Source organism: Streptomyces sp. NPDC047022 (assembly GCF_040644155.1).
In the GTDB taxonomy this organism is placed as follows: Bacteria; Actinomycetota; Actinomycetes; order Streptomycetales; family Streptomycetaceae; genus Streptomyces.
The window spans coordinates 1-20,100 of sequence record NZ_JBEYVV010000015.1 but is presented as its reverse complement, the minus strand read 5'-3'; the positions used below and the strand labels follow the sequence as shown (position 1 = coordinate 20,100).

Sequence of the window (20,100 nt, the reverse complement as noted above, 5' to 3'; positions counted from 1 at the left end):
CGCTCGGTGTGCGGCGAGCCTAGGAAGTCCGGTGGTCCGGTTTGAGTTGCACCGTGTCACGTCCCCGGCCCTCTGGCGTTCCACGATGTCACCCCGGCCGGCCGACACCTGTTTCCCGCGCTCTTCCATGGCGTTTCACCCTTGTTGGGCGTCGTGCGCGAGCAGCGCGATGTGCACGGAGGCGGCCTGCTCGAAGTCGTCCAGGTCGACGCCGAGGCGGGACTGTATTACCTCCAGCCTGCGGTACAGGGCGGGGCGGCTGACGTGGTGAAGCTGGGCGGTGCGGGACTTGTTGCGTCCGGTGGCGAGGTAGGTCCGCAGCACGGGCAGCAGTTCCGCTTCCGCGTCGTGGCCGCACAGCAGCCCGTCCAGTTCCCTTTCGGCGAAGGACTGGACGTGCGGGTCGTCGCGCAACAGCCGGATCAGACCACGCAGATGAACGTCCCTGAGGCGGACGACCGGCGGCAGGTCGAGCGCGGCGGAGTGGCCTGCCACGGCGTCCGCCACATGGCGGGCCTCGCGCAGCCCCGCGGGTACGTCCTCCCAGGCGGTGCGCGCGTCGGCCGCCGCGACGACCGTGGCGGATTCCGTGGCAAGCCGGCCCGCGAAGTGTGCTGCCTGCGCCTCGGCGTCCTGGTCGCGGGCGAGGCTGAGCAGGACGGCGGTGGCCCCGTCGCCGAGGTCGGCGACGAGTCCGGACAGGCCCAGCAGGCGCAGGATCCGGTCGAGATGGGCGGGGTCGCCGTCGCGTACGACGAGCGGGAGGAAGGTACGGCGGTTCACGGGCAGGCCGGCGGCGCGGGCGCGCGGCAGGAGCCGGCGGGCCGGTACGGCCCCGGAGACGAGGTCGGTCAGCAGGCTCTGCGCGGAGTGCTCCTCCCAGGTGTGCGCGCCGCCGGTGAGCATGCGGTGCAGGACGAGGGCCTCGGCCGCGCGCTCGGCGAGGAGCCGTCCGACGGCGCTGTCGCCCCGGTAACCGCACAGCACGATCCGGCCCCAGCGCTCGCCGCGTCCGCCCAGTTCCGCGCGGACCCAGCCGTCGCCCTCGTTGCCGCCCGCCTGCCGGGCGATGCGTTCCCAGTCGCGCAGCACATCGTCCACGGCGGGCCGCTCCCCCGCCGTGGCGAGCACACGGTGGGCGAGGTTGGTGAGGACCACGGGGCATCCGGCGTGCACGGCGATCTCGTCGAGCAGCCGCTTCAGGGGCGCGCCCGCGGTGATGAGCCCGGTCAGGGCGGTCCGCACGGTTTCCGACAGGCTCACGGCCGCGAACTTCCGCCGTACGAGCCGGGACTGGACCTCTTCGGTCAGTTCGGCGAAGGGGAAGGGCCGGTGCAGGACCACCATCGGCAGCCCGCAGCGCTCTGCGGCCCGGCGCATCACGTCAGGGGGCGAGGGGAAGGCGCGGCCGAGTCCGAGGACGACGGCCGCGGCCTCCGCGCGGTGCAGGGATCTGATGTACTCGGCCTGCTTGTCCGTGTCGCCGGCGAGCAGCACCCCGGTGGTGAGGACCATCTCGCCCCCGGTGAGCATCACCCCGACGTCGGCGGCCTCGGCGACATGCACCCAGCGCACGGGCCGGTCCAGGTTCCCCGCGCCGGCCACCACCTCGGGCTCTCCGGCGAGCACCCGGTCCAGTGTGAGGACCTGGCGGACCGACAGGGCGGGTTCCAGGGCGCTGGTCATGGCTGTGTTCCCTTGCTCCGGTCGTGCTGAAGACAGCTCCTGCCCGTCGTCAGTGGACGCTCCCGAGGGCGCGCGCGAGGATGGCGGCTCCCTCCTCGGCCTCGGCGACGGTGAGCGTGAGCGGCGGGGCGATGCGCAGCACGCTGGTGTTGTGGCCGCCGCCCTTTCCGAGCAGCAGCCCTTCGGCGCGGGCGGCTTCGAGCACGGCCGAGGCCGCGTCCGGGTCGGCCTTGTCGGTGCCGGGGCGCACCAGTTCGACGCCGATCATAAGTCCGCGCCCGCGTACCTCCCGCACGACGGGCAGCCCCGCGGCGACGGCCCGCAGCCGCTCGATGAGCAGGCCGCCGACGCGCCGCGCGTTGCCCTGGAGGTCGTGTTCCAGCAGGTAGCCGAGGTTGGCGAGGCCCGCGGCCATGGTGATCTGGGTGCCGCCGAAGGTGGAGATGGAGTTGGCGTCCAGGCAGTTCATGATCTCGGCGCGGGCGACGACCCCGCCGATGGACATGCCGTTGCCGATGCCCTTGGCGAAGGTCAGGATGTCCGGCGGTCCGCTCTGGCCGTGTGCCTGCCAGCCCCAGAAGTGGTCGCCCGTGCGGCCCCAGCCCGTCTGCACCTCGTCGGAGATCCACAGGATGCCGCGCTCCCACAGGACGTCGCGGAAGGCCGCGTACAGCCCGTCGGGCGGCGAGGTGAAACCGCCGACGCCCTGGATGGGTTCGGCGATCAGCGCGGCCGGTGGCCGGGTGTGCCCGAGCAGGTCCTTGAGGTCCTCGACGCAGGCGGAGATGAACGCGGCGTCGCTGAGGTGGGCGAAGGGGCCACGGGTGCGGACGCCTCCGTGGACGTACAGCGTCTGGAGCGGGGACAGCGAGGTCGGGGACCAGGAGCGGTTGCCGGTGATGCCGACCGCGCTGAACGAGCGGCCGTGGTAGCTGTTGCGCATCGCCAGGATCTGATTGGTGCGCCGGTAGGTGGTCGCGAGCAGCAGCGCGGTGTCGTTGGCCTCGGTGCCGGACGTGGTGAAGAAGACCCGGGCGTCCGGGATGCCGCTCAACTGGGCCATGCGTTCGGCCAGTTCGACCATCAGCCGGTTGAGGTAGAGGGTCGACGAGTGGATGATGCGTCCGGCCTGCTCGGCCACCGCCTTGGTGACCTCGGGCAGGGCGTGCGCGGTCATCGTGGTGAGGATCCCGCCGAAGAAGTCGAGGTACTTCCTGCCGTCGGCGTCCCAGACGTGGCGGCCCTCGCCATGGGTGATCTCGAGCGGGTCCTTGTAGTAGAGCGCCAGCCATTCGGGCAGGACGGCCCGGTGCCGGGCGTACAGGTCGGTCACGGCTTCACCAGTCCTTCGTACGCGTCGGGGCGGCGGTCGCGGTAGAACGCCCACTGCTGCCGCACTTCTTCGATGAGGTCGAAGTCGAGGTCCCGTACGAGGAGTTCCTCGTCCTTGTCGCCGGCGGCCTCCCCCACGAACTGTCCGCGCGGGTCGACGAAGTAGCTCGTGCCGTAGAAGTCGTTGTCGCCGTACTCCTCCTGGCCCACGCGGTTGATCGCGGCGACGAAGTACTCATTGGCGACTGCGGCGGCGGGCTGTTCCAGCTGCCAGAGGTAGGCGGACAGGCCACGCGAGGTCGCGGACGGGTTGTAGACGAGCTGGGCGCCGTTGAGGCCCAGTTGACGCCAGCCCTCCGGGAAGTGGCGGTCGTAGCAGATGTACACGCCGACCTTGCCGACGGCGGTGTCGAAGACGGGCCAGCCCAGGTTGCCCGGTTTGAAGTAGTACTTCTCCCAGAAGCCCTTCACCTGGGGGATGTGGTGCTTGCGGTACTTGCCGAGGTAGTTGCCGTCCGCATCGATCACGGCCGCGGTGTTGTAGTAGAAGCCGGACTGCTCGACCTCGAAGACGGGTACGACGATCACCATTCCGGTCTCGCGGGCGAGTTCCCGCATTCGGGTGACCGTGGGGCCGTCGGGCACGGGCTCGGCCCAGCGGTAGTGCTCGGGCTCCTGGACCTGACAGAAGTAGGGGGCGTTGAAGACTTCCTGGAAGCCGATGATTTTCGCGCCCTGCCGGGCCGCCTCGCGGGCGTGCGCCATATGCTTGTCGATCATGGACTCGGTATCGCCGGTCCAGGTCGCCTGGACCAGTGCGGCGCGTACGACGTGGGCCATGGTGCCGCTCCTTTGCCTGTTGTCCCACGCGGGGACGTCAGAGAGCCTCTACGCCCGTAGACGCAGGCCGTAGACGCTTGAACGTAAGCCTCCGGGAGAGCCTTGCCAAGACCATCGTCGTGAACCCGCTGAGTCGATCATGTTTCGCACCCCTGCGGGTGAGTCGTCGGATTGTCGGCGACGACGCAATGGGCGGCACCCACGAACAGCGACCCGGGCGAAAGGTCCGGACGGCGGATCCGGCGGCACACCCGGACGGCGGATCCGGCGGCACCGCTAAGCGGGGAACGCGGCCGGAGCGCACCGTCCGATGAGTTCGTCCAGAGACAGGCCGAGCACCCTCGCCAGCGCCGCGACCGTGAAGAAGGCCGGAGTCGGTGCGCGTCCTGTCTCGATCTTGCGGAGCGTCTCGGCGGAGATACCGGCGCCCGCGGCGATCTCCGCCATGCTGCGGTCCGCGCGGGCCTCGCGCAGCAACCGCCCGAGCCGTTCGCCTCGTTCGCGTTCTTCGGGGGTCAGCGGGTTGCGCACCATGGGCCCATTCTAATACCGGACACCCACCGCCGGACCGGTATAGTAATTGGAGTCAAGCGGTATAGTAATTGGCATGGTGGAACTGAAGACGGACCTCTCGATCGACGCCATGCACGCAGCCGGAAAAGTGGTCGGCCGGACCCTCGCCGCGGTCAGGGAGGCCGCGGACGTGGGCGTGTCCCTCCTGGAACTGGACGAGGTGGCCCGCCAGGTGCTGGGCGAGGCCGGCGCCGGGTCACCCTTCCTCGGCTACCGGCCGGCCTTCGCACCGACGCCGTTCCCCGCCGTCATCTGCGCATCCGTCAACGACGCGATCGTGCACGGAATCCCCGGCGGCTACCGGTTGCGCGACGGCGACCTCCTCTCCGTCGACTGCGGCGCCGTCCTGGACGGCTGGGTCGGCGATTCGGCGATCAGCTTCGTCGTGGGCAAGCCCCGCGGCCAGGATCTGAGGCTGATCGAGACCGCGGAGCGTGCGCTCGCGGCGGGCATCCGAGCCGCGGTGGTCGGCAACCGGATCGGGGATATCGCCCACGCGATCGGCTCGGTGTGCCGGGCCGCCGGATACGGCATCCCGGACGGCTTCGGCGGGCACGGCGTGGGCCGCCGGATGCACGAGGACCCGTCGGTCCCCAACGAGGGGCGGCCCGGGCGCGGCATGCGGCTGCGGCACGGCATGGCGCTGGCCATCGAGCCCATGCTCATCGGCGGCGGCACGGACGGCTTCCACACGGACCGCGACGGCTGGACGCTGCGCACCGACGACGGCTCCCGCGCGGCGCACACGGAACACACGGTGGCGATCACGGACGAGGGCCCGCGGATCCTCACGGCCCGGCAGGAGCCCGGTCGTCTCCCCGCGCCGGGCCGCGAGCACCGCTGATCCCGAACTCCCGCAGCACGCCGCACGGTTGAGCAAGTGACCGATCGGTACGAGGGCACTCCCGCACGGGACTCAGTGACGCGCGGGCTTGCCGACCAGGAGTGCGGGCCAGTCCTGAGCGGCGGCCCAGTCGGTGAAGCTGTGCCAGCCTACGTCGGGGTGATCGCGCCGAAGCCCGGCGGCGTCGACGTCGAGGCCGGCGGTGGTCGGCCCGTCGAGGGTCCAGCCGGTGGCGAAGTTGTCCATGAACGCCGCCGGGCCGATCACCGTCCAGGGCACCCCGGCCGCACGCAGGTGCCGCTCGACCGCGCGCTTGCTCTCGTAGTGCGGGACACCGGTGTCCCGGTCGGCATGGGCGGCGGAGGTGTACACGACGTGCCCGACATGGACTTCGGCCGCGGCGTCCACGAGGGACTCGCCCTGACGGACTTCGGTGCCGGTGCCGGCGCCCGCGCCGAACGGGGTGGTGACCGCGAACAGGGAGTCCGCCCCGGCGAGGGCGGCCTCGAGCGAAGGCCGGTCGTCGAAGTCGGCGCGGCACACCTCGGCGCCGAGCCCGCGCAGGGCATCGGCGGCGGGCGAATCGGTGCGGCGGGTGAGCGCGCGTACCCGGTGGCCGGCTGCGAGCAGGGCGCGGGCGGTGGCCCCGCCCTGGGCTCCGGTGGCCCCGGTGACGGCGACGGTGAGCATGGGGCCCCCAGGAACGATTTACTGCGTGACACATTAACTGCGTGACGCAGATATCATCGGGGATTACTGCGCCGCGCAGCAATACGGGATGTACCTGAGGGCTGCGCGCCGCGCGCACCCGGCGTCCACGCCTTCGCACTGCGCGCACCCGGCGTTCGTGCCATCGTGGTACGAGCGCCGGGCGCGCCTTGGGCCCTGTCGTCATTCCCCGCCTGCCCCGCGATGCCTGCGACAGGACCCGGCAGGTGTGACCGGGCCCCGCCCGGGCACCCGGCACCGGCACCGGCACGTCGATCAGCGAGCGTGTCCCGGGCCCCGGGACGCCGGAACGGAATGCCATGACCAGCGGGTTCAACGGTCCGCAGGGCTACGGCTCGGACCCCTTCGCAGAGTTCTTCGCACGTATCTTCGGCGGCGGGCAGCGCCCCGGTCCCCGGCAGGTCGACCTCGGACGGCTGCTCAGCGAGCCGGCCCGGCAGCTGGTCGCCGGGGCCGCGCAGTACGCCGCCGAGCACGGCAGCCGTGACCTGGACACCCAGCATCTGCTGCGCGCCGCGCTGTCCGCGGAACCCACCCGGAGCCTCTTGAGCCGCGCGGGCGCGGACCCCGACTCGCTGGCCACGGAAATCGACCAGCGCGCGGGCCCGGCCCGGCAGGGGCCCGGCGAGACGCAGCCGCCCACCTCGCTGTCCCTGACGCCGGCCGTCAAGCGCGCCCTGCTGGACGCGCACGAACTGGCCCGCGCCAGCGGCGCCGGCTATATCGGCCCCGAGCATGTGCTCAGCGCCCTGGCCGCCAACCCGGACTCCGCCGCGGGGCACATCCTGCACTCTGCGCACTACGCGCCTTCCACCCTGCCCGCGGACGGCGCGGAAGCCACGCAGACGCGCCAGGAACGGCCCCGGCCCTCCTCGACCCCGACCCTGGACAAGTACGGCCGCGACCTCACCGAAGTCGCGCGTCAGGGCCTGATCGATCCGGTCATCGGCCGGGACGAGGAGATCGAGCAGACCATCGAGGTGCTCTCCCGCCGCGGCAAGAACAACCCGGTTCTCATCGGTGACGCGGGCGTCGGCAAGACCGCCATCGTCGAGGGGCTCGCCCAGCGCATCGCGGACAGCGACGTGCCGGACATCCTGCTCGGCCGCCGGGTCGTCGCCCTGGACCTGACCGCGGTGGTCGCGGGCACCCGCTACCGCGGCGACTTCGAGGAGCGGCTCACCAGCATCGTGAGCGAGATCCGGGCGCGCTCGGACGAACTCATCGTGTTCATAGACGAGTTGCACACCGTCGTCGGCGCGGGGGGCAGCGGCACCGAGGGCGGCTCCATGGACGCCGGCAACATCCTCAAGCCCGCGCTCGCCCGCGGCGAACTGCACATCGTGGGCGCCACCACGCTGGAGGAGTACCGCAGGATAGAGAAGGACGCGGCGCTCGCCCGCCGCTTCCAGCCGATCCTGGTTCCCGAGCCGACCGTCCCGGACGCCATCGAGATCCTGCGCGGGCTGCGCGACCGCTACGAGGCCCATCACCAGGTCCGCTACACGGACGAGGCGCTGGTCGCGGCCGTCGAGCTGTCGGACCGCTATCTCACCGACCGTCATCTGCCGGACAAGGCCATCGACCTGATCGACCAGGCGGGCGCCCGGGTACGACTGCGCGCCCGGACCAAGGGCACGGACGTACGGGCCCTGGAGCGGGAGGTCGAACGGCTGACCAGGGACAAGGACCAGGCGGTGGCCGACGAGAGCTACGAGCAGGCGACCCGGCTGCGGGACCGCATCACCGAGCTCAAGGACCGGATCGACCAGGCTTCCGGCGACACCGAAGCCGACGAGGGGCAGCATCTGGAGGTGACCGCCGAAGCCGTCGCCGAGGTGGTCTCACGGCTCACCGGCATCCCGGTCAGCCGGCTCACCGAGGAGGAGAAGAAGCGGCTGCTGGGCCTGGAAGAGCATCTGCACCAGCGGGTCGTCGGGCAGAACGAGGCGGTCGCCGTGGTGGCCGACGCGGTGATGCGCTCGCGCGCCGGGCTGTCGAGCCCCGACCGTCCGATCGGCAGCTTCCTCTTCCTCGGACCGACCGGCGTCGGCAAGACCGAACTCGCCCGCGCGCTCGCGGAGGTGCTGTTCGGCAGCGAGGAGCGCATGGTCCGCCTCGACATGAGCGAGTACCAGGAGCGGCACACCGTCAGCCGGCTGGTGGGCGCCCCTCCCGGGTACGTCGGCCACGAGGAGGCCGGGCAGCTCACCGAGGTGGTGCGACGCCACCCCTACTCGCTGCTGCTCCTCGACGAGGTGGAGAAGGCCCACCCCGATGTCTTCAACATCCTGCTCCAGGTCCTCGACGACGGCCGCCTGACCGACGCCCAAGGGCGCACGGTGGACTTCACCAACACCGTCGTCGCCATGACCAGCAACCTCGGCTCCGAGGCGATCACCCGGCGCGGCGCGTCCATAGGGTTCGGTTCGGGCGGCGCGGAGGCGGACGAGGAGGCCCGCCGGGAGCAGATCCTGCGCCCGCTGCGGGAGCACTTCCGGCCCGAGTTCCTCAACCGCATCGACGAGATCGTGGTCTTCCGGCAGCTGACGGCCGCGCAACTGCGGCAGATCACGGACCTCATGCTCGACAAGACGCGGCGCCGGCTGCACGCCCAGGACATCGATGTGACGTTCACCGGGGCGGCCGTCGACTGGCTCGCTCAGCGCGGCTTCCAGCCGGAGTACGGCGCCCGGCCGCTGCGCCGCACCATTCAGCGGGAGGTCGACAACCAGCTTTCCCGGCTGCTGCTGGACGGCCGGATCGAACGGGACGGCGCGGTCGTGGTGGACGTCGAGGAGGGACAGCTCGCCTTCCGGGGCGAGCCGCCCGCCGCGAAGCCGGAGGCGGCCTCGGCGCCGGGGTGGTGGCAGGCTGCGGCCCAGCAGGAGGACGGCCCGCTCCGCCCCGGGGGAATCGGGGACGAGACCGGCCGCCCTCCCGAGTGAGCCATATCCGTGTAGCCCGTACGGCTCCACACCACCGGAGCACCGCCGTCCGCGGCCCGATCGGGTACCGCCGCACGGACGGGTGCGGTTCGGCAGCGCCCCGAAGGGGCACGGGGCGCTGCCGGCATACGGCTCCGCCACGCGAGCGGGAGCGGCCACCACGAACCCGCCGGTGATGAACCGGAGTTCCCGTGGAGCGCCTACGGCGCCGGGTCCACCACCATCGCGGACCCACCGCCGCGCCGCACCTTCTCCGCCGCGGCCAGCCACTTGCCGCCGGGCAGCCGCTGCACACCGGTGGCCGCGCCGATCTCCGGGTTCAGTGTGAAGGAGTGCCCGATCGCCTCCAACCGCTCGCGCATACCGCTGTTGTAGAGGGCGGGTTCGAGTTCCGTCTTGGCCGCGTTGCGCTGGCTCGCGCGCGGCGCGGCGATGGCGTCCACCAGCGGCAGACGGCGGTCGAGGAACTCGGTCAGGGTCTGCAGCACGGTCGTGATGATGGTCGCGCCGCCGGGCGAGCCGAGGGCGACGACCGGGCGGTGCTGCTGGTCGAGCACGATGGTCGGCGAGATCGAGGAGCGCGGGCGCTTGCCGGGACCGGGCAGGTTCGGGTCGTGGACGGCCGGGTTCGCGGGCGTGAAGGAGAAGTCCGTCAGTTCGTTGTTGAGGAGGAAGCCGCGGTGCGGGACCGTCATCGCGCTGCCGCCGGTCTGCTCGATGGTGAGCGTGTAGGAGACGACGTTGCCCCACTTGTCGGCGACCGTGAGGTGTGTGGTGTTGTCGCCCTCGTACGTCGTCGGGGCGGCGGTGCCCCCGGTGCCGCAGTGCGTCGGACGGCGCGGGTCACCGGGGGCGAGCGGGCTGGTGAGCACCGCGTTGTCCTTGATCAGGCAGGCTCGCGAGTCGGCGTACTTCTGCGACAGCAGTGCGGAGGTCGGCACGTTCTCGAAGGCGGGGTCGCCGACCCAGCGCCCCCGGTCCGCGAAGGCGATACGGCTCGCCTCGATGAAGTGGTGCAGATACTGGACCTCGCTCGCCTTGGAGAGGTCCGTCTTCTCCAGGATGTTGAGCGCCTCGCCGACGGTGGTGCCGCCGGAGGAGGAGGGGGCGATGGAGTAGACGCCCAGACCGCGGTACGAGGTCTTCGTGGGTGCCTGGAGTTTGGCGCCGTATGCGGCGAGGTCCCGTGCGGACAGCTTGCCGGGGCGGGCGTTCCAGCCCGAAGCGGGGTCCACCCGTGGCTTGTCGGCCGTGGCGACGATGTCCCTGCCGAGGTCGCCGTGGTAGATCGCGCCGATGCCCTTGCTGCCCAGTTCCTCATAGGTGCGGGCGAGATCGGGGTTCTTGAAGGTGGAGCCGACGGCGGGGAGCTGCCCGCCGGGCAGGAACAGCTGGGCCGTGTCGGGGAAGTAGCGGAAGCGGGTCTCGTTCGACGCGGTCTGCGAGCGGAATGTGTCGTCGACGGTGAACCCGTCGCGGGCTATGCGTTCGGCGGGCTTCAGGACGGTACCGAGCTGCCGGGTGCCCCAGGTGTCCAGGGCCTTCTGCCAGGTGGCGGGCGAGCCGGGGGTTCCGACGCTGAGGCCGCTGCTGACGGCGTCGGCGAAGGCCAGGGGCTTGCCGTTCTCCACGAAGAGCCCGGAGTCCGCGGCGAGCGGGGCCGTCTCGCGGCCGTCGATCGTATGCACCGTGCGGCTTCGGGCGTCGTAGTAGACGAAGTAGCCGCCTCCGCCGATGCCCGACGAGTAGGGCTCGGTGACGCCGAGCGCGGCGGCGGTGGCGACTGCCGCGTCCACCGCGTTGCCGCCCTGCTTGAGGACCTCGATTCCGGCGGCGGTTGCGTCCTTGTCGACGCTCGCCACGGCGCCGCCGTAGCCCACGGCCACAGGCACCTTGTTCCGGGTCTCCCGGGCCGGGGCGGAGGTCGGCGGTGCCGACGCTCCCACCGACACCACGGCGGCTGAGACCACCAGTACCGCCAGATTCCGCGCGACAGGGTGACGCATTCGTACCTCCAGTCGACGACCGTCCACGCAGCGTAACCGCACATTCACGGTCCCGTCAGTCCCATCGAACAACGGTCCACACGAGCCCGCTATCATGCGCGGCCATGAACGACGACGTCCGCAATGTCATCCCTGGCGGCGTTCGCGTCCGTTGCGTCCACTGGGTCCGTGAAAACGCTAGGTGGGCGGCAAGTTGGCTGCCCCGTCGCATCCGTTCTGTGAGATGTATGTGAGACGGTGAAGCACCGATAGGCACCCCAGGTGGCAGCCAACGGCCCCGGGTGGCAGAGGTTTCCGGTCCTCTGCTCCGGGGCCGTTGCGCGTTGAACTTACCGACCCTCGAACGAAAGTTCTAGGGTATTCCGACCGGTATGCGTGCGCCGAACTGAAACGTGTAACCCGCCCTGCCAGAGGTTTCCAGTCCTCCAACGGGGTTCAGGGGGCATGGATCTTGCCTCTGGCGCAAGATCAAAAACGGCCGCGACGACATTCAACAGTGCACATCAACCAACTTGTCGATGGCCGCTGACACCAGATTTCGGGGGCGCCAGTGTGACGCGGCACAGAGGCGATGTGACCCCACGCCCAAGTACCCGCGGAGCCACCGTCAAGTGGTGTAATCCAGCTCCGTCACGGCCGCCGCACGAACCAGGCCGGCCATCTCGTCCACGTCGAGACGACCGAGCCAGTCTGCGAGCGCCCGCGCGGTCGTCCCCACCTGGTCGGCGAGTGCCGCTCCTTCCAGGTCCCGGGGCCGGACGATCCGACGGAAGTCGGCGTCCTCGATCACGCGGGCCACCAGCTGCTCGGCGATCCACAGCGGCGTGCGCTCCCGGATCGCGAACGTCAGGTGCACACTCGGCTCAGCGTGGTGCAAGGCGTGCGGGTTGTGCACCCAGCCCCGCGGCAGGAGCAGCGTCTGCCCCGCCTGCAAATCGATGGTCAGGTCCGGGCCGGCAGCCTCCCAGTCCGGGATGTACTCTGGCCGCCACACCCGGAAGGACTCCTGATACTCGCGCATCGGCGCCGCGTACACCGGCTTCCACAGCTGCCACGTCTTCACGCCGGCGAGCTGCACGATGAGCGCCATCTGCTGATCCCAATGGTGGAGCAGCCCCTGCTGTCCGGCGGGGGTGAGGAAGGCGTGGGCGTAGTTGCTGTAGCCGGTCTCCTGCTGGATGGCCTTGGACATGCTCGCGAAGGTTGGGATCACGCGCTGGAGGTTGCCCAGGCGGATCGTGTGGCCGCGCTCGTAGAGGGCGCGCAGCTTGACCGGGTCGGTACGCCCGGCCGCGTTCTTGAACGCGCCCGGGTGGAGCGCGGGCCCGGCCTTCACGACGGCGACCTCGGCCGCGGGGACGCAGCCGGTGTCGATCCACTCGCCTAAGACGGTGGGCGTGACGAGGTTGTCGAGCCCGGTCGCACCGCGCTCGTATACGCGCGGATAGTCCGGCCAGTCGGCCAGGAGTTCAGCCACCCCCTCCGAGGGCAGCATCAAGCTGAGCGACATCTGATCTCCTCATCATCGAGGGGACGCCGGACACTTCACGCCCGGGTGAAAGAGGTTCGGGCAACAGACGACCGAAGCCGAGAACAAGCTCCGCGACTGGGTGTGGTGCACCCAGGTGACGTCCACTCCCCGAGGGAGGACATCCGACGCGTACGCGAGCTTCACGTCCAGGCCGACGTACGCCCGCAGGCCGTCGGTCCGTTCGAATGGAGGGGCATCGATGTACTGCCGCTTCAGCCAGTCCACAGCCTCTGCGGCGTCCGCCCAGGTGCGCTCGGCTGACGCCTGGCCTTGCTTCGCGAGCCAGTGCCCGGTCATCAGCGGCGGCAGGCTCGACGTGGCGAACTCGCCTGCAGCCTCCTGGTAACGGGCGCCGTGGTCCGCTTCCTGGGCGGGCCGTACCTCGTGCGGTGGCCGCCGACTGCCCTCCTTGGCGTAGCGTTCGGGGGCGCCGATCCACGGGCCGAAGCCATGCCAATGGCCCGTCCACGTCTGGCTCGTGAGCCGGGGTGTCTCAAGGGCGGTGGTCATCATGAATCCTCCGGGATGGGTCGCCCCGCAACAGCGAGGCGACCCTGGGGCACGGTGGGATGAGCGCTCAGATTAGAGCGAGAGGCTGCGGTCGCGGGCCCACTCGATGGCGAACGTGTCGAGCTCCGGGCCGGTCATTCGCAGTTGATGCCCGGCTCCCTCGGGCTTGGAGTCGGTGACGACGAACGCATCGAGATCGGCGAGTCGTTCGGTCCGGACGCAGGTCTCGTTGTCGCCGCCAAGGTTGCCGCCGCACCACGTCCGGGCAGGGGCGTCAGCCGCTGCGGGAAGTTCGTACAGGTTGGGCTTGGCCATGGTTGACCTCCAGTCATCCTGTTCACGGAGAGACGGTCTCCGGGCCGTCGTGCACCCGCCCTGCGCGCTCGAGGGGGCCAGGGCGGAGCCCGCCTGGCCGCGGTTTCCGGGCCATGGCCAGGCGGGGGTCTGCGTGGGCCGCGCTGGAGTCGGACAGCGACGGCGGGGGTTTTCAGCGGCCGCGGCCGGAAGGAGCCGTCTGGCCCGGAGGACGTGGCGCGCGCTTGCAGGGCTTCACGTGGACGGCGTAGGCCCCGCCCGGGCCCGTGGCTCCGTGCACGGCCTCCTCGCGGTACTCCTCGCCGGGCAAGATGCGCATGCCGCAATATGCGCAGTCCTTCATCGGCGGCACTCGCGCACCAGCCGGTACAGGCCACGCCCTATCGGACACTCGGCGGCCTCGTCGGCGCACTGCTCACACAGGGACGCGTGCTCGAGGAGCCCGCGGTGCGCGCGGCCGGCGACACAGTCCCGGCAGCCGCGCGGGAACCAGCGCGGGGCCGTCTGCTCGCCGAGGTCAACGGCGGTCTCCGCGGTGAGACGCTCCCCGCCGTGCCACACACAGACCGCGCCGCGTGTCTGGGCCTCGGTGAGCCCGTCGAGAGCCGGGAGTGCGAGCATTTCCAGCACGCCGCCAGAGATGTCGTGTACGACGTTGCTCATGCCGGGGCCTCCGAGCAGTCCTCGAGAGCCGCCTGGAGCGCGTGCACATCGGTGAGCCAGTTGCTGTCCCCGGGGCAGACTCGCCAGTATGGGCCGGGACCGCTGGTGTATCGCGCTGGCGGGATGGTCAAGGTAGTGCCCGTTCCGACTGCTGTTGTGCCGTGGACGTTCCAGTCGGTGGCGGTGCCTCGAGCGACGAAGAAGTACAGCGGTTGGGGGTAGTCCAGCACGGCGCCGCAGCGAGCCCCGAGGATCCCGATGGCAGCCACGCCGTGCTGGCGCGGTACGCGCACCGCGTCCCAGTCCTCTCCTGCCTCGCGCAGAGTGCGCCCCTGGGCAGTCAGTAACGGAGTGACCGACACGATTGACTCCTCGGACCCGAGCGATCAAGTGCTATCAAGGTTGGCCCTCTTGCACTCGACTTTCGAGGGCTTCGAGAGGCCTTCTCGGCGCCGCAAAGCGGACTTTCCTTAGGCCTTGAGCGTTACAACTGGCCAATCCGAGGGCCTGCGGCGACACTTGAAGGAACGCACGACAGTGGAGGTGCAGCCGTGCCCCGCCCCGCAGGCAACACTCGGCTCAAGGCAGCCCGCCTCGCCGCCGGATACCACTCCCAGCAGGCACTCGCTGACGCTCTCAGCGTCGGGGTCCGACAAGTCCGCCGCTGGGAGTCCGACACACCGCCCTGGCCGCACCCCGACGTGGCGCAGGCTCTCACGCGACTCCTCGGCCAGGAGCTGGAATCCCTGGGATTCACCCGACCCGGCGGCGCTACCGACCGCGGCCGCCGCACCGTACTCGCCGCGACGGCCGCCGCCACAGGACTGGCAGCCGTCCCGACGCAAGCCATCACCGTGCAGCCCGCCACCGCAGCGGACGACTACGAGGCGGTCACCCGCTCCCACCGGCGCCTGTACTGGTCCGTCGCGCCAGCAACCCTGCACCCCGCGACGATCGCACATACGGCCCTCGGCTGCGCCCTGCTGCCCGAGACCGCGGGCCGGACCCGCGCACGCACAGCGGCGGCGCTCGCCGAGAGCTACCTACTGGCCGGCCGAATCGAGTTCTTCGACATGCGGGAACCCGACCGCGCGGGACACACCCTGCTGCGGGCGCTCCAGGCTGCGGGCGAGGCTGACGATCCGCTCTTGGGCAGCGCGGTCCTGGCGCACACCGCGTTCATCCCAGCCTGGGTGGGCGAGCGGGAGGCGGCTGTCGAGCGGATGGTGGCCGCGCGGACCTACGCCCGCCGTGGCCCCGTGTCCGCCGAGCTGCTCGCCTGGCTCGACGCGGTCGAAGCCGAGTGCGAGACCCGCTGCGGCAACACGAGGACCGCGCTACACCTGATCGGGCACGCCGAGGACATCCTCGCGCGCGGCACCGAGCATGAGTCGCCCGCCTGGCTTGACTGGTTCTCCTCAGTACGGCTGGCCGCGTTCAAAGGGAACACGCAGCTCAAGGCCGGGCATCTGCCGCAGGCCCGGACAACGCTCCTCGGAGTCCTCGACGCACTCGACCCCAACGAGGAAAAACAGAGCACCGTGGTGCTTGGTGACCTCGCCGCCGTGGAAGCCGCGGCCGGCGAGCCTGAGGCCTCATGCGACTACGCGGTGCGCGCGCTCGACCAGCTGGAGCGGACCTGGTACGCGATGGGCATGGACCGAGTGCGGGAGGTGCGACGCGCGCTGGCGCCACACCAGCATGAACGCTGCGTCCGGGACCTGGACGACCGCCTGTACGGGTGGTCGACGACCGTCAGCGCGCTTACGCGTTGAACTGTGCGATCAGTCCGGACAGTTCGAGGAGGCTCTCGACCCTGAAGGTCGGGAACTTCTCCGCTTCCTCCGTGTGCCACTGAATCGCCGCCCACGGGCCACGACGCACCAGCGCGGTGTGCATGCCGGCCGCCGCGGCAGGGCGGATGTCGTTGTCGATGCGGTCGCCGACGTACAGCATCTCGTCCACCTCGGCCGGGACGACCTCAGCCACGCGGTCGAAGAACGCGGGGTCCGGCTTGGAGGCACCCCAGTCGTCGCTGGTTCCGATCAGATCGACGTCCCCGGTGAACAACTCGCGCAGGATTCGCCCGGCACGCACCGTCTGGTTTCCAGCGATGCCCAGCCAAAGTCCGTCCGCGCGGAGCGTTGCGAGGGCCTCGCGGACGTCCGGGTAGAGGTCTGTCTCGTCGAAGTGCTCCTGCTTCCCGGCCGCGGCTCGAGCCTCTCGCTCCGCGTACAGGTCGAACCCCGGCCGGAACTCCTGAAACGTCTCGCGGTAGTCCCGGCCCTGCGCGATGACGGCGCCGAACATGGCGTGGAAGGTGTGGCGGGGGACGCCGAGCCAGTCGGCCCACGTGCCGTACTCAGTGGTCTCGTCTACAAGGCACTCGCCGACGTCAAAGATCACAGCGCGAATCATGCCGCCGAGCGTATCGGCCGGAATCCACGCACAACCATGGGGCTCTGTCAGTGCCAGCCCCTACGCTTGTTCCATGTCCTCTGAAGCTGCGAGCCGTGGCACCGTGCGCTCTGCTGCGGACGTGAACAAGGACATCCGCGCGTTGGCCAAAGGCGCGTGGGGGCGGCCGTTCACGGACGAGGAGCGAGCCGCATACGACCTGCTCGTGGTCGAGTGGGCTGACGCTGTCCAGGCCAAACCGCACGCCGTCGAAGCGGCGTGACGCCCGCCGCCCGACGGCCCTGCGAGTCCGAAGCCAGCAGCGGTACCGCATAGGATCTGGCCGTGGACATACCCGACGAATTGATCACCTTTGAGTGTGCCGCCGGGACGGCACGCGATCACGCTGTGCGCCGCCCGGCTCACAACCCCGCCCACCGCAGGAAAATGTTGCCGCAGGAGCGGGCTGGGGGTCCGGAGGGCCGGTGTGGGCTGATCGAATGGCTGCCCAATTTATGACGGCATGTCAGCTTTGATTGCCTTTCGCCCTGCTTAGCTCGGATGCTGCCGTTCCGCACTGGCGGATCGGACGAGCGGGCGAGTCAGCGGAGGACAGCCAATGGGCCGGCGAAGTGTGGGTCTCGGAATGGCGGCGGGTGTGCTGCTCGCAGGAGCGGTGGCGGTTCCGGCGCACGCGAATACGCCGGTGGCCTGCTCGGACACGGCCCTGATCCAGGCGATCAACGACTCCAACGGCGGGCTGAACGACCACATCCTGGACCTGACCTCGTACTGCGTCTACACCCTCACCGACGCAGACGGCCAGCTCCCCACCGTCACGGCGCCGCTGGTGATCCACGGCCACAACGCCACCATCCGCCGCGACCCCAATGCCACCACTAACTTCCGGATCTTCGACGTCGCTGGCACATCCCTGACCATGGACACCCTCACTGTCATGAACGGCAACACCGTCAGTGGCGGCGGGGTGTTGGTCAACCTTGGTGGTTCCCTGATCACTACCAGCGTGAACTTCCAGGGCAACACGGCCAGCGCCGACGGCGGTGCGATCTTCGCAGGGGCCAATGCGTCGCTCACCCTCACCGGCGGCACAATCAGCGACAATCAGGCCAGCAACAACGGAGGCGGCATCGATGCCTTCGGAAATGTGACGGTGACCCTCGACTCGGTGACCGTGACCGGAAACCGCTCCACCGGCACCAGCGGCGGCTTGGACATCGTCACCAACGGCCAAGCCGAGACCATCACGAACAGCACCATCAGCCACAACACCGCGACACAAACCGGCGGCGGCATCCTCTACAACGGCTCCGGCCCGCTGACCATCGCAGGCACCACGATCGCGGACAACCATGTCACGGCCAGCACCTTCAGCGGGGGCGGAATCCTGTTCGATCCGGGCAGCGGCGGGACAGGCACGATCACGAACTCCACGATCAGCGGCAACACCGTCACCGGATTCACGAATGACGGCAGCAGCAACCGGGGCGCGGGCATCTTCGTCAGGGAAGGCCAGCTCACCCTTGACAGCACCAAGGCCCGCGGCAACCAACTCATCGGCCCGTTCGGCCAGGGCGCAGGAATCGCGGCAACAGCAGTCAATTCAACGGGCACGCTGACCCTGCAGAACGGCACCACCGTCACCGGCAACCTCGCCTCCGGCCGCTACTCCCAGGGCGGCGGCCTCTACAGCGAAAACTCCAACAACGGCGTGACCGTGTTCGTGACCTCCTCCCATATCGACGCCAACAAGGTGACCGGTACCGGCTCCGCCACCGCAGGCATCTACAACAACGGCGGCACGTGGGCCGCGCTCACCAACTCCACCGTGAACAACAACACCGCACCGATCGCCCCCGCGCCCGGCGGCATCTACACCACCGTCGCCATCACCAACACCAGCGGATCCGCCTTCACCGGCAACACCCCCACCAACTGCCTCCTCAGCCCCGCACCCGTCACCGGCTGCATGAACTGAAGACGACACCCACAGCCCCGTGCCCCGCGCCGACCGACCCCGGGCGCGGGGCACGCCACAGATGCGCTGCGTGGGCTAAGGAGCCACCCGAGCGCCGCGTCCCGCCAACCGGTCGGCCGAGGCGCGGGACGCGGGACAGGTGTGAGGCTTCATGGCTGCCGAAAGGGCGCAAGTCTCTACGCCAGGCAGCCCCATATCGAGCGTCGTAAGCCCGCCGGGCTAGGGTGCAACCCGATACTGGATCTCCGTCGGCCCGCCGCCTCCGCTGGGGGCCGACGGCCTAAGCTCACCGGCCTCGCCGGCGACGAGTACGCCGCACAGTGGCAATGCTGGTGGAAGGCAGCCGAGGCGTTTCAGGCCGCAGTCACCGAGTACGCGGCCAGGGACGACGTCGACGCGTCGCGGTACGAGATCGAACAGGCAGCGAAGAAGGCGGTCCGGCACCCAGAACCAGCCGGGGCCTGACCGCGCGCCGATCAGCCGGTAAGCGCTTGTCCGTGGGCGTCGATGGGCGGGGGCAGCGTGCGGAGGCGTTCGGTGAGGTTGGCAGCCGCACTGCCGCTGCGGTCGGCGAGCTTGCGAGAGCGTCGGCATCTACCTGCGGCTGCAGCGCGACGAAGTGCTGCGCCACCTCCAGCTCGCCGAGCGCGGCCAGGCGCCGAGACCTACGGCCCCGCCACCGCCCAGCCGCCCCGCCATCGCGGCCCCCACCCAGCAGACCGGGTACGTCATCAGCCGACGCCCCACGCGCGATTGGGCCTCAGCCGTCGTTCGTGCACCTCAGCGACTGCCGACAGGCGGGGAAACTCGCCCGCCTGGCACCCGCTGACGCCGCGCGGAACGCGATCGCCAGCGGCCTCGAGCCGTGTCCGTTCTGTCGGCCGGACACCCAGCTGGGATTGCTGGACTAGAGCGTGTCCGATGGGCCCGCTGCAAGGGAACGTTCGAGGCGCTGTCACGGATCGTAATGTTTCGGGATGCGGCGGTTACGGCTGGATGCCAGCCTGGGCTTACCCCACTCAAGGAGTGAATCCCGATGGGTATGAAGGACGACATGCAAAAGAAGGCGCAGCAGGCCAAGCAGAAGGCCCAGCACGCCAAGGAGCAGGCCCAGCAGCGCGGCCAGCAGACGCAAGACAAGGCGCGCCAGCAGCAGCAAGAGCGGAAGCAGCAGGGACGGCCGGAGTCGCTGGACGACATTCAGGACGAACGCGGCCAGTGACGGCCAGGGCGCTGCAGCGATAGCCACTCTTCTCCTGAGGCCCTTCCTGTCCATGCCTCCCTCACCAAACTTGCGGTGAGGGCGGCATGCACGCGTTGGTGTCCTTCTGACCGACGCCGACCCATCGGACAGACACTAGACGAGTCTGTCCAAATACGGTCAGTGATCGAAGGCGGTCAGTGAGCGGCTGACCGCCTGGCCGGTCTGGAAGTTGTGCCAGATTGCGGCTGCCAGCGCCAGCACGCGCTGAGCGACGCGCACGGCGACGCCCTCGTGGCTGCGTGCGCCGTGTTGTTCCAGGTCGAGTTGGCCTTTGAGGGTGTCATTGACCGACTCGATGAGCTGGCGGACCTTCTTCAGCATCGGTTCGCCCGGACGCAGGACCTCCTTCTTGCGGGAGGGGCGCAGCTGCGTAATGCCCTGTGCGGACAGTGACCGCTCGAACGGCTTGGACGCGAAGCCCTTGTCGGTGATCAGCAGCAGACCGGGCCGCTCACGGACCAGA

Annotated in this window: 20 protein-coding genes; 7 read left to right on the top strand and 13 right to left on the bottom strand. The window is 70.1% G+C overall.

The window, feature by feature from the left end; translation table 11 throughout:
• Positions 1-135: 135 nt before the first annotated feature.
• From ABZ845_RS17655 to ABZ845_RS17640, 4 genes are all read right to left on the bottom strand, one after another.
• Entirely contained in the window at positions 136-1,686 is a 1,551-nt protein-coding gene (locus ABZ845_RS17655; protein ID WP_360979962.1) for a PucR family transcriptional regulator, read from the bottom strand.
• Between the two features lie 49 nt (positions 1,687-1,735).
• The gene (locus tag ABZ845_RS17650; protein ID WP_360979959.1) at positions 1,736-3,019 is read right to left on the bottom strand and encodes an aspartate aminotransferase family protein; all 1,284 of its coding nucleotides are present in this window, start codon (positions 3,017-3,019) and stop codon (positions 1,736-1,738) included.
• The gene (locus tag ABZ845_RS17645) at positions 3,016-3,858 is read right to left on the bottom strand and encodes a nitrilase-related carbon-nitrogen hydrolase (protein ID WP_360979956.1); all 843 of its coding nucleotides are present in this window, start codon (positions 3,856-3,858) and stop codon (positions 3,016-3,018) included. The genes ABZ845_RS17650 and ABZ845_RS17645 overlap by 4 nt, the downstream gene beginning before the upstream one ends.
• A 276-nt stretch (positions 3,859-4,134) precedes the next feature.
• Entirely contained in the window at positions 4,135-4,392 is a 258-nt protein-coding gene (locus tag ABZ845_RS17640) for a helix-turn-helix transcriptional regulator (RefSeq protein WP_360979953.1), read from the bottom strand.
• 73 nt (positions 4,393-4,465) lie between these two features.
• On the opposite strand from ABZ845_RS17640, the gene map reads away from it, so the two are divergent.
• The gene (map, locus tag ABZ845_RS17635) at positions 4,466-5,275 is read left to right on the top strand and encodes a type I methionyl aminopeptidase (protein WP_360979950.1); all 810 of its coding nucleotides are present in this window, start codon (positions 4,466-4,468) and stop codon (positions 5,273-5,275) included.
• Positions 5,276-5,347: 72 nt separating this feature from the next.
• On the opposite strand, the gene ABZ845_RS17630 is transcribed toward map, so the two are convergent.
• Positions 5,348-5,965, bottom strand: coding sequence for an NmrA family NAD(P)-binding protein (locus ABZ845_RS17630; RefSeq protein WP_360979947.1), 618 nt, complete (start codon positions 5,963-5,965; stop codon positions 5,348-5,350).
• Positions 5,966-6,303: 338 nt separating this feature from the next.
• Here ABZ845_RS17630 and ABZ845_RS17625 point away from each other — a divergent pair, with 338 nt between their 5' ends.
• Positions 6,304-8,952, top strand: coding sequence for an ATP-dependent Clp protease ATP-binding subunit (locus ABZ845_RS17625; protein ID WP_360979944.1), 2,649 nt, complete (start codon positions 6,304-6,306; stop codon positions 8,950-8,952).
• Positions 8,953-9,152: 200 nt separating this feature from the next.
• Here the strand turns inward: ABZ845_RS17625 and ggt are convergent, their stop codons facing one another.
• The 6 genes from ggt to ABZ845_RS17595 all read right to left on the bottom strand — a co-directional run bounded on the left by ggt (position 9,153) and on the right by ABZ845_RS17595 (position 14,339).
• On the bottom strand, positions 9,153-10,958 hold the full coding sequence (gene ggt, locus ABZ845_RS17620; protein ID WP_360979941.1) for a gamma-glutamyltransferase: 1,806 nt from the start codon (positions 10,956-10,958) through the stop codon (positions 9,153-9,155).
• 607 nt (positions 10,959-11,565) lie between these two features.
• Positions 11,566-12,468, bottom strand: coding sequence for a cupin domain-containing protein (locus ABZ845_RS17615; RefSeq protein ID WP_360979938.1), 903 nt, complete (start codon positions 12,466-12,468; stop codon positions 11,566-11,568).
• Between the two features lie 12 nt (positions 12,469-12,480).
• Entirely contained in the window at positions 12,481-12,999 is a 519-nt protein-coding gene (locus ABZ845_RS17610) for a hypothetical protein (RefSeq protein WP_360979935.1), read from the bottom strand.
• Between the two features lie 72 nt (positions 13,000-13,071).
• Complete coding sequence (locus ABZ845_RS17605) at positions 13,072-13,314, bottom strand: DUF397 domain-containing protein (protein WP_360979932.1); 243 nt, start codon at positions 13,312-13,314, stop codon at positions 13,072-13,074.
• 339 nt (positions 13,315-13,653) lie between these two features.
• A complete protein-coding gene (locus ABZ845_RS17600; RefSeq protein WP_360979929.1) occupies positions 13,654-13,977 on the bottom strand; it encodes a hypothetical protein in 324 nt (107 codons plus the stop codon).
• Positions 13,974-14,339, bottom strand: coding sequence for a hypothetical protein (locus ABZ845_RS17595; protein WP_360979926.1), 366 nt, complete (start codon positions 14,337-14,339; stop codon positions 13,974-13,976). The genes ABZ845_RS17600 and ABZ845_RS17595 overlap by 4 nt, the downstream gene beginning before the upstream one ends.
• A gap of 189 nt (positions 14,340-14,528) precedes the next feature.
• On the opposite strand from ABZ845_RS17595, the gene ABZ845_RS17590 reads away from it, so the two are divergent.
• A complete protein-coding gene (locus ABZ845_RS17590; protein WP_360979923.1) occupies positions 14,529-15,752 on the top strand; it encodes a helix-turn-helix transcriptional regulator in 1,224 nt (407 codons plus the stop codon).
• Here the strand turns inward: ABZ845_RS17590 and ABZ845_RS17585 are convergent.
• Positions 15,742-16,395, bottom strand: coding sequence for an HAD family hydrolase (locus ABZ845_RS17585; protein ID WP_360979920.1), 654 nt, complete (start codon positions 16,393-16,395; stop codon positions 15,742-15,744). The two genes, ABZ845_RS17590 and ABZ845_RS17585, sit on opposite strands and share 11 nt — an antisense overlap.
• A 73-nt stretch (positions 16,396-16,468) precedes the next feature.
• On the opposite strand from ABZ845_RS17585, the gene ABZ845_RS17580 reads away from it, so the two are divergent.
• The 4 genes from ABZ845_RS17580 to ABZ845_RS17565 all read left to right on the top strand — a co-directional run bounded on the left by ABZ845_RS17580 (position 16,469) and on the right by ABZ845_RS17565 (position 19,595).
• Entirely contained in the window at positions 16,469-16,657 is a 189-nt protein-coding gene (locus ABZ845_RS17580) for a hypothetical protein (RefSeq protein WP_360979917.1), read from the top strand.
• Between the two features lie 336 nt (positions 16,658-16,993).
• Positions 16,994-18,373 (top strand): hypothetical protein, encoded by a 1,380-nt coding sequence (locus tag ABZ845_RS17575; protein ID WP_360979914.1) that lies wholly within the window; start codon positions 16,994-16,996, stop codon positions 18,371-18,373.
• A gap of 326 nt (positions 18,374-18,699) precedes the next feature.
• Positions 18,700-19,284, top strand: a complete 585-nt coding sequence (locus ABZ845_RS17570; protein ID WP_360979911.1) for a DUF6233 domain-containing protein — start codon at positions 18,700-18,702, stop codon at positions 19,282-19,284.
• Between the two features lie 125 nt (positions 19,285-19,409).
• Entirely contained in the window at positions 19,410-19,595 is a 186-nt protein-coding gene (locus tag ABZ845_RS17565) for a hypothetical protein (RefSeq protein WP_360979908.1), read from the top strand.
• A gap of 159 nt (positions 19,596-19,754) precedes the next feature.
• On the opposite strand, the gene ABZ845_RS17560 is transcribed toward ABZ845_RS17565, so the two are convergent.
• Positions 19,755-20,100: transposase (locus ABZ845_RS17560; RefSeq protein WP_360979905.1), on the bottom strand; the 346-nt coding region annotated here is incomplete at its 5' end.

Excerpts from the sequence above, each read along its gene's own strand:
- ABZ845_RS17655 (WP_360979962.1), bottom strand. The coding sequence starts at position 1,686 with ATGACCAGCGCCCTGGAACCCGCCCTGTCGGTCCGCCAGGTCCTCACA.
- ABZ845_RS17645 (WP_360979956.1), bottom strand. The coding sequence starts at position 3,858 with ATGGCCCACGTCGTACGCGCCGCACTGGTCCAGGCGACCTGGACCGGC.
- ABZ845_RS17640 (WP_360979953.1), bottom strand. The coding sequence starts at position 4,392 with ATGGTGCGCAACCCGCTGACCCCCGAAGAACGCGAACGAGGCGAACGG.
- map (WP_360979950.1), top strand. The coding sequence starts at position 4,466 with ATGGTGGAACTGAAGACGGACCTCTCGATCGACGCCATGCACGCAGCC.
- ABZ845_RS17630 (WP_360979947.1), bottom strand. The coding sequence starts at position 5,965 with ATGCTCACCGTCGCCGTCACCGGGGCCACCGGAGCCCAGGGCGGGGCC.
- ABZ845_RS17625 (WP_360979944.1), top strand. The coding sequence starts at position 6,304 with ATGACCAGCGGGTTCAACGGTCCGCAGGGCTACGGCTCGGACCCCTTC.
- ggt (WP_360979941.1), bottom strand. The coding sequence starts at position 10,958 with ATGCGTCACCCTGTCGCGCGGAATCTGGCGGTACTGGTGGTCTCAGCC.
- ABZ845_RS17615 (WP_360979938.1), bottom strand. The coding sequence starts at position 12,468 with ATGTCGCTCAGCTTGATGCTGCCCTCGGAGGGGGTGGCTGAACTCCTG.
- ABZ845_RS17610 (WP_360979935.1), bottom strand. The coding sequence starts at position 12,999 with ATGACCACCGCCCTTGAGACACCCCGGCTCACGAGCCAGACGTGGACG.
- ABZ845_RS17605 (WP_360979932.1), bottom strand. The coding sequence starts at position 13,314 with ATGGCCAAGCCCAACCTGTACGAACTTCCCGCAGCGGCTGACGCCCCT.
- ABZ845_RS17600 (WP_360979929.1), bottom strand. The coding sequence starts at position 13,977 with ATGAGCAACGTCGTACACGACATCTCTGGCGGCGTGCTGGAAATGCTC.
- ABZ845_RS17585 (WP_360979920.1), bottom strand. The coding sequence starts at position 16,395 with ATGATTCGCGCTGTGATCTTTGACGTCGGCGAGTGCCTTGTAGACGAG.
- ABZ845_RS17580 (WP_360979917.1), top strand. The coding sequence starts at position 16,469 with ATGTCCTCTGAAGCTGCGAGCCGTGGCACCGTGCGCTCTGCTGCGGAC.
- ABZ845_RS17575 (WP_360979914.1), top strand. The coding sequence starts at position 16,994 with ATGGGCCGGCGAAGTGTGGGTCTCGGAATGGCGGCGGGTGTGCTGCTC.
- ABZ845_RS17570 (WP_360979911.1), top strand. The coding sequence starts at position 18,700 with ATGCTGGTGGAAGGCAGCCGAGGCGTTTCAGGCCGCAGTCACCGAGTA.
- ABZ845_RS17565 (WP_360979908.1), top strand. The coding sequence starts at position 19,410 with ATGGGTATGAAGGACGACATGCAAAAGAAGGCGCAGCAGGCCAAGCAG.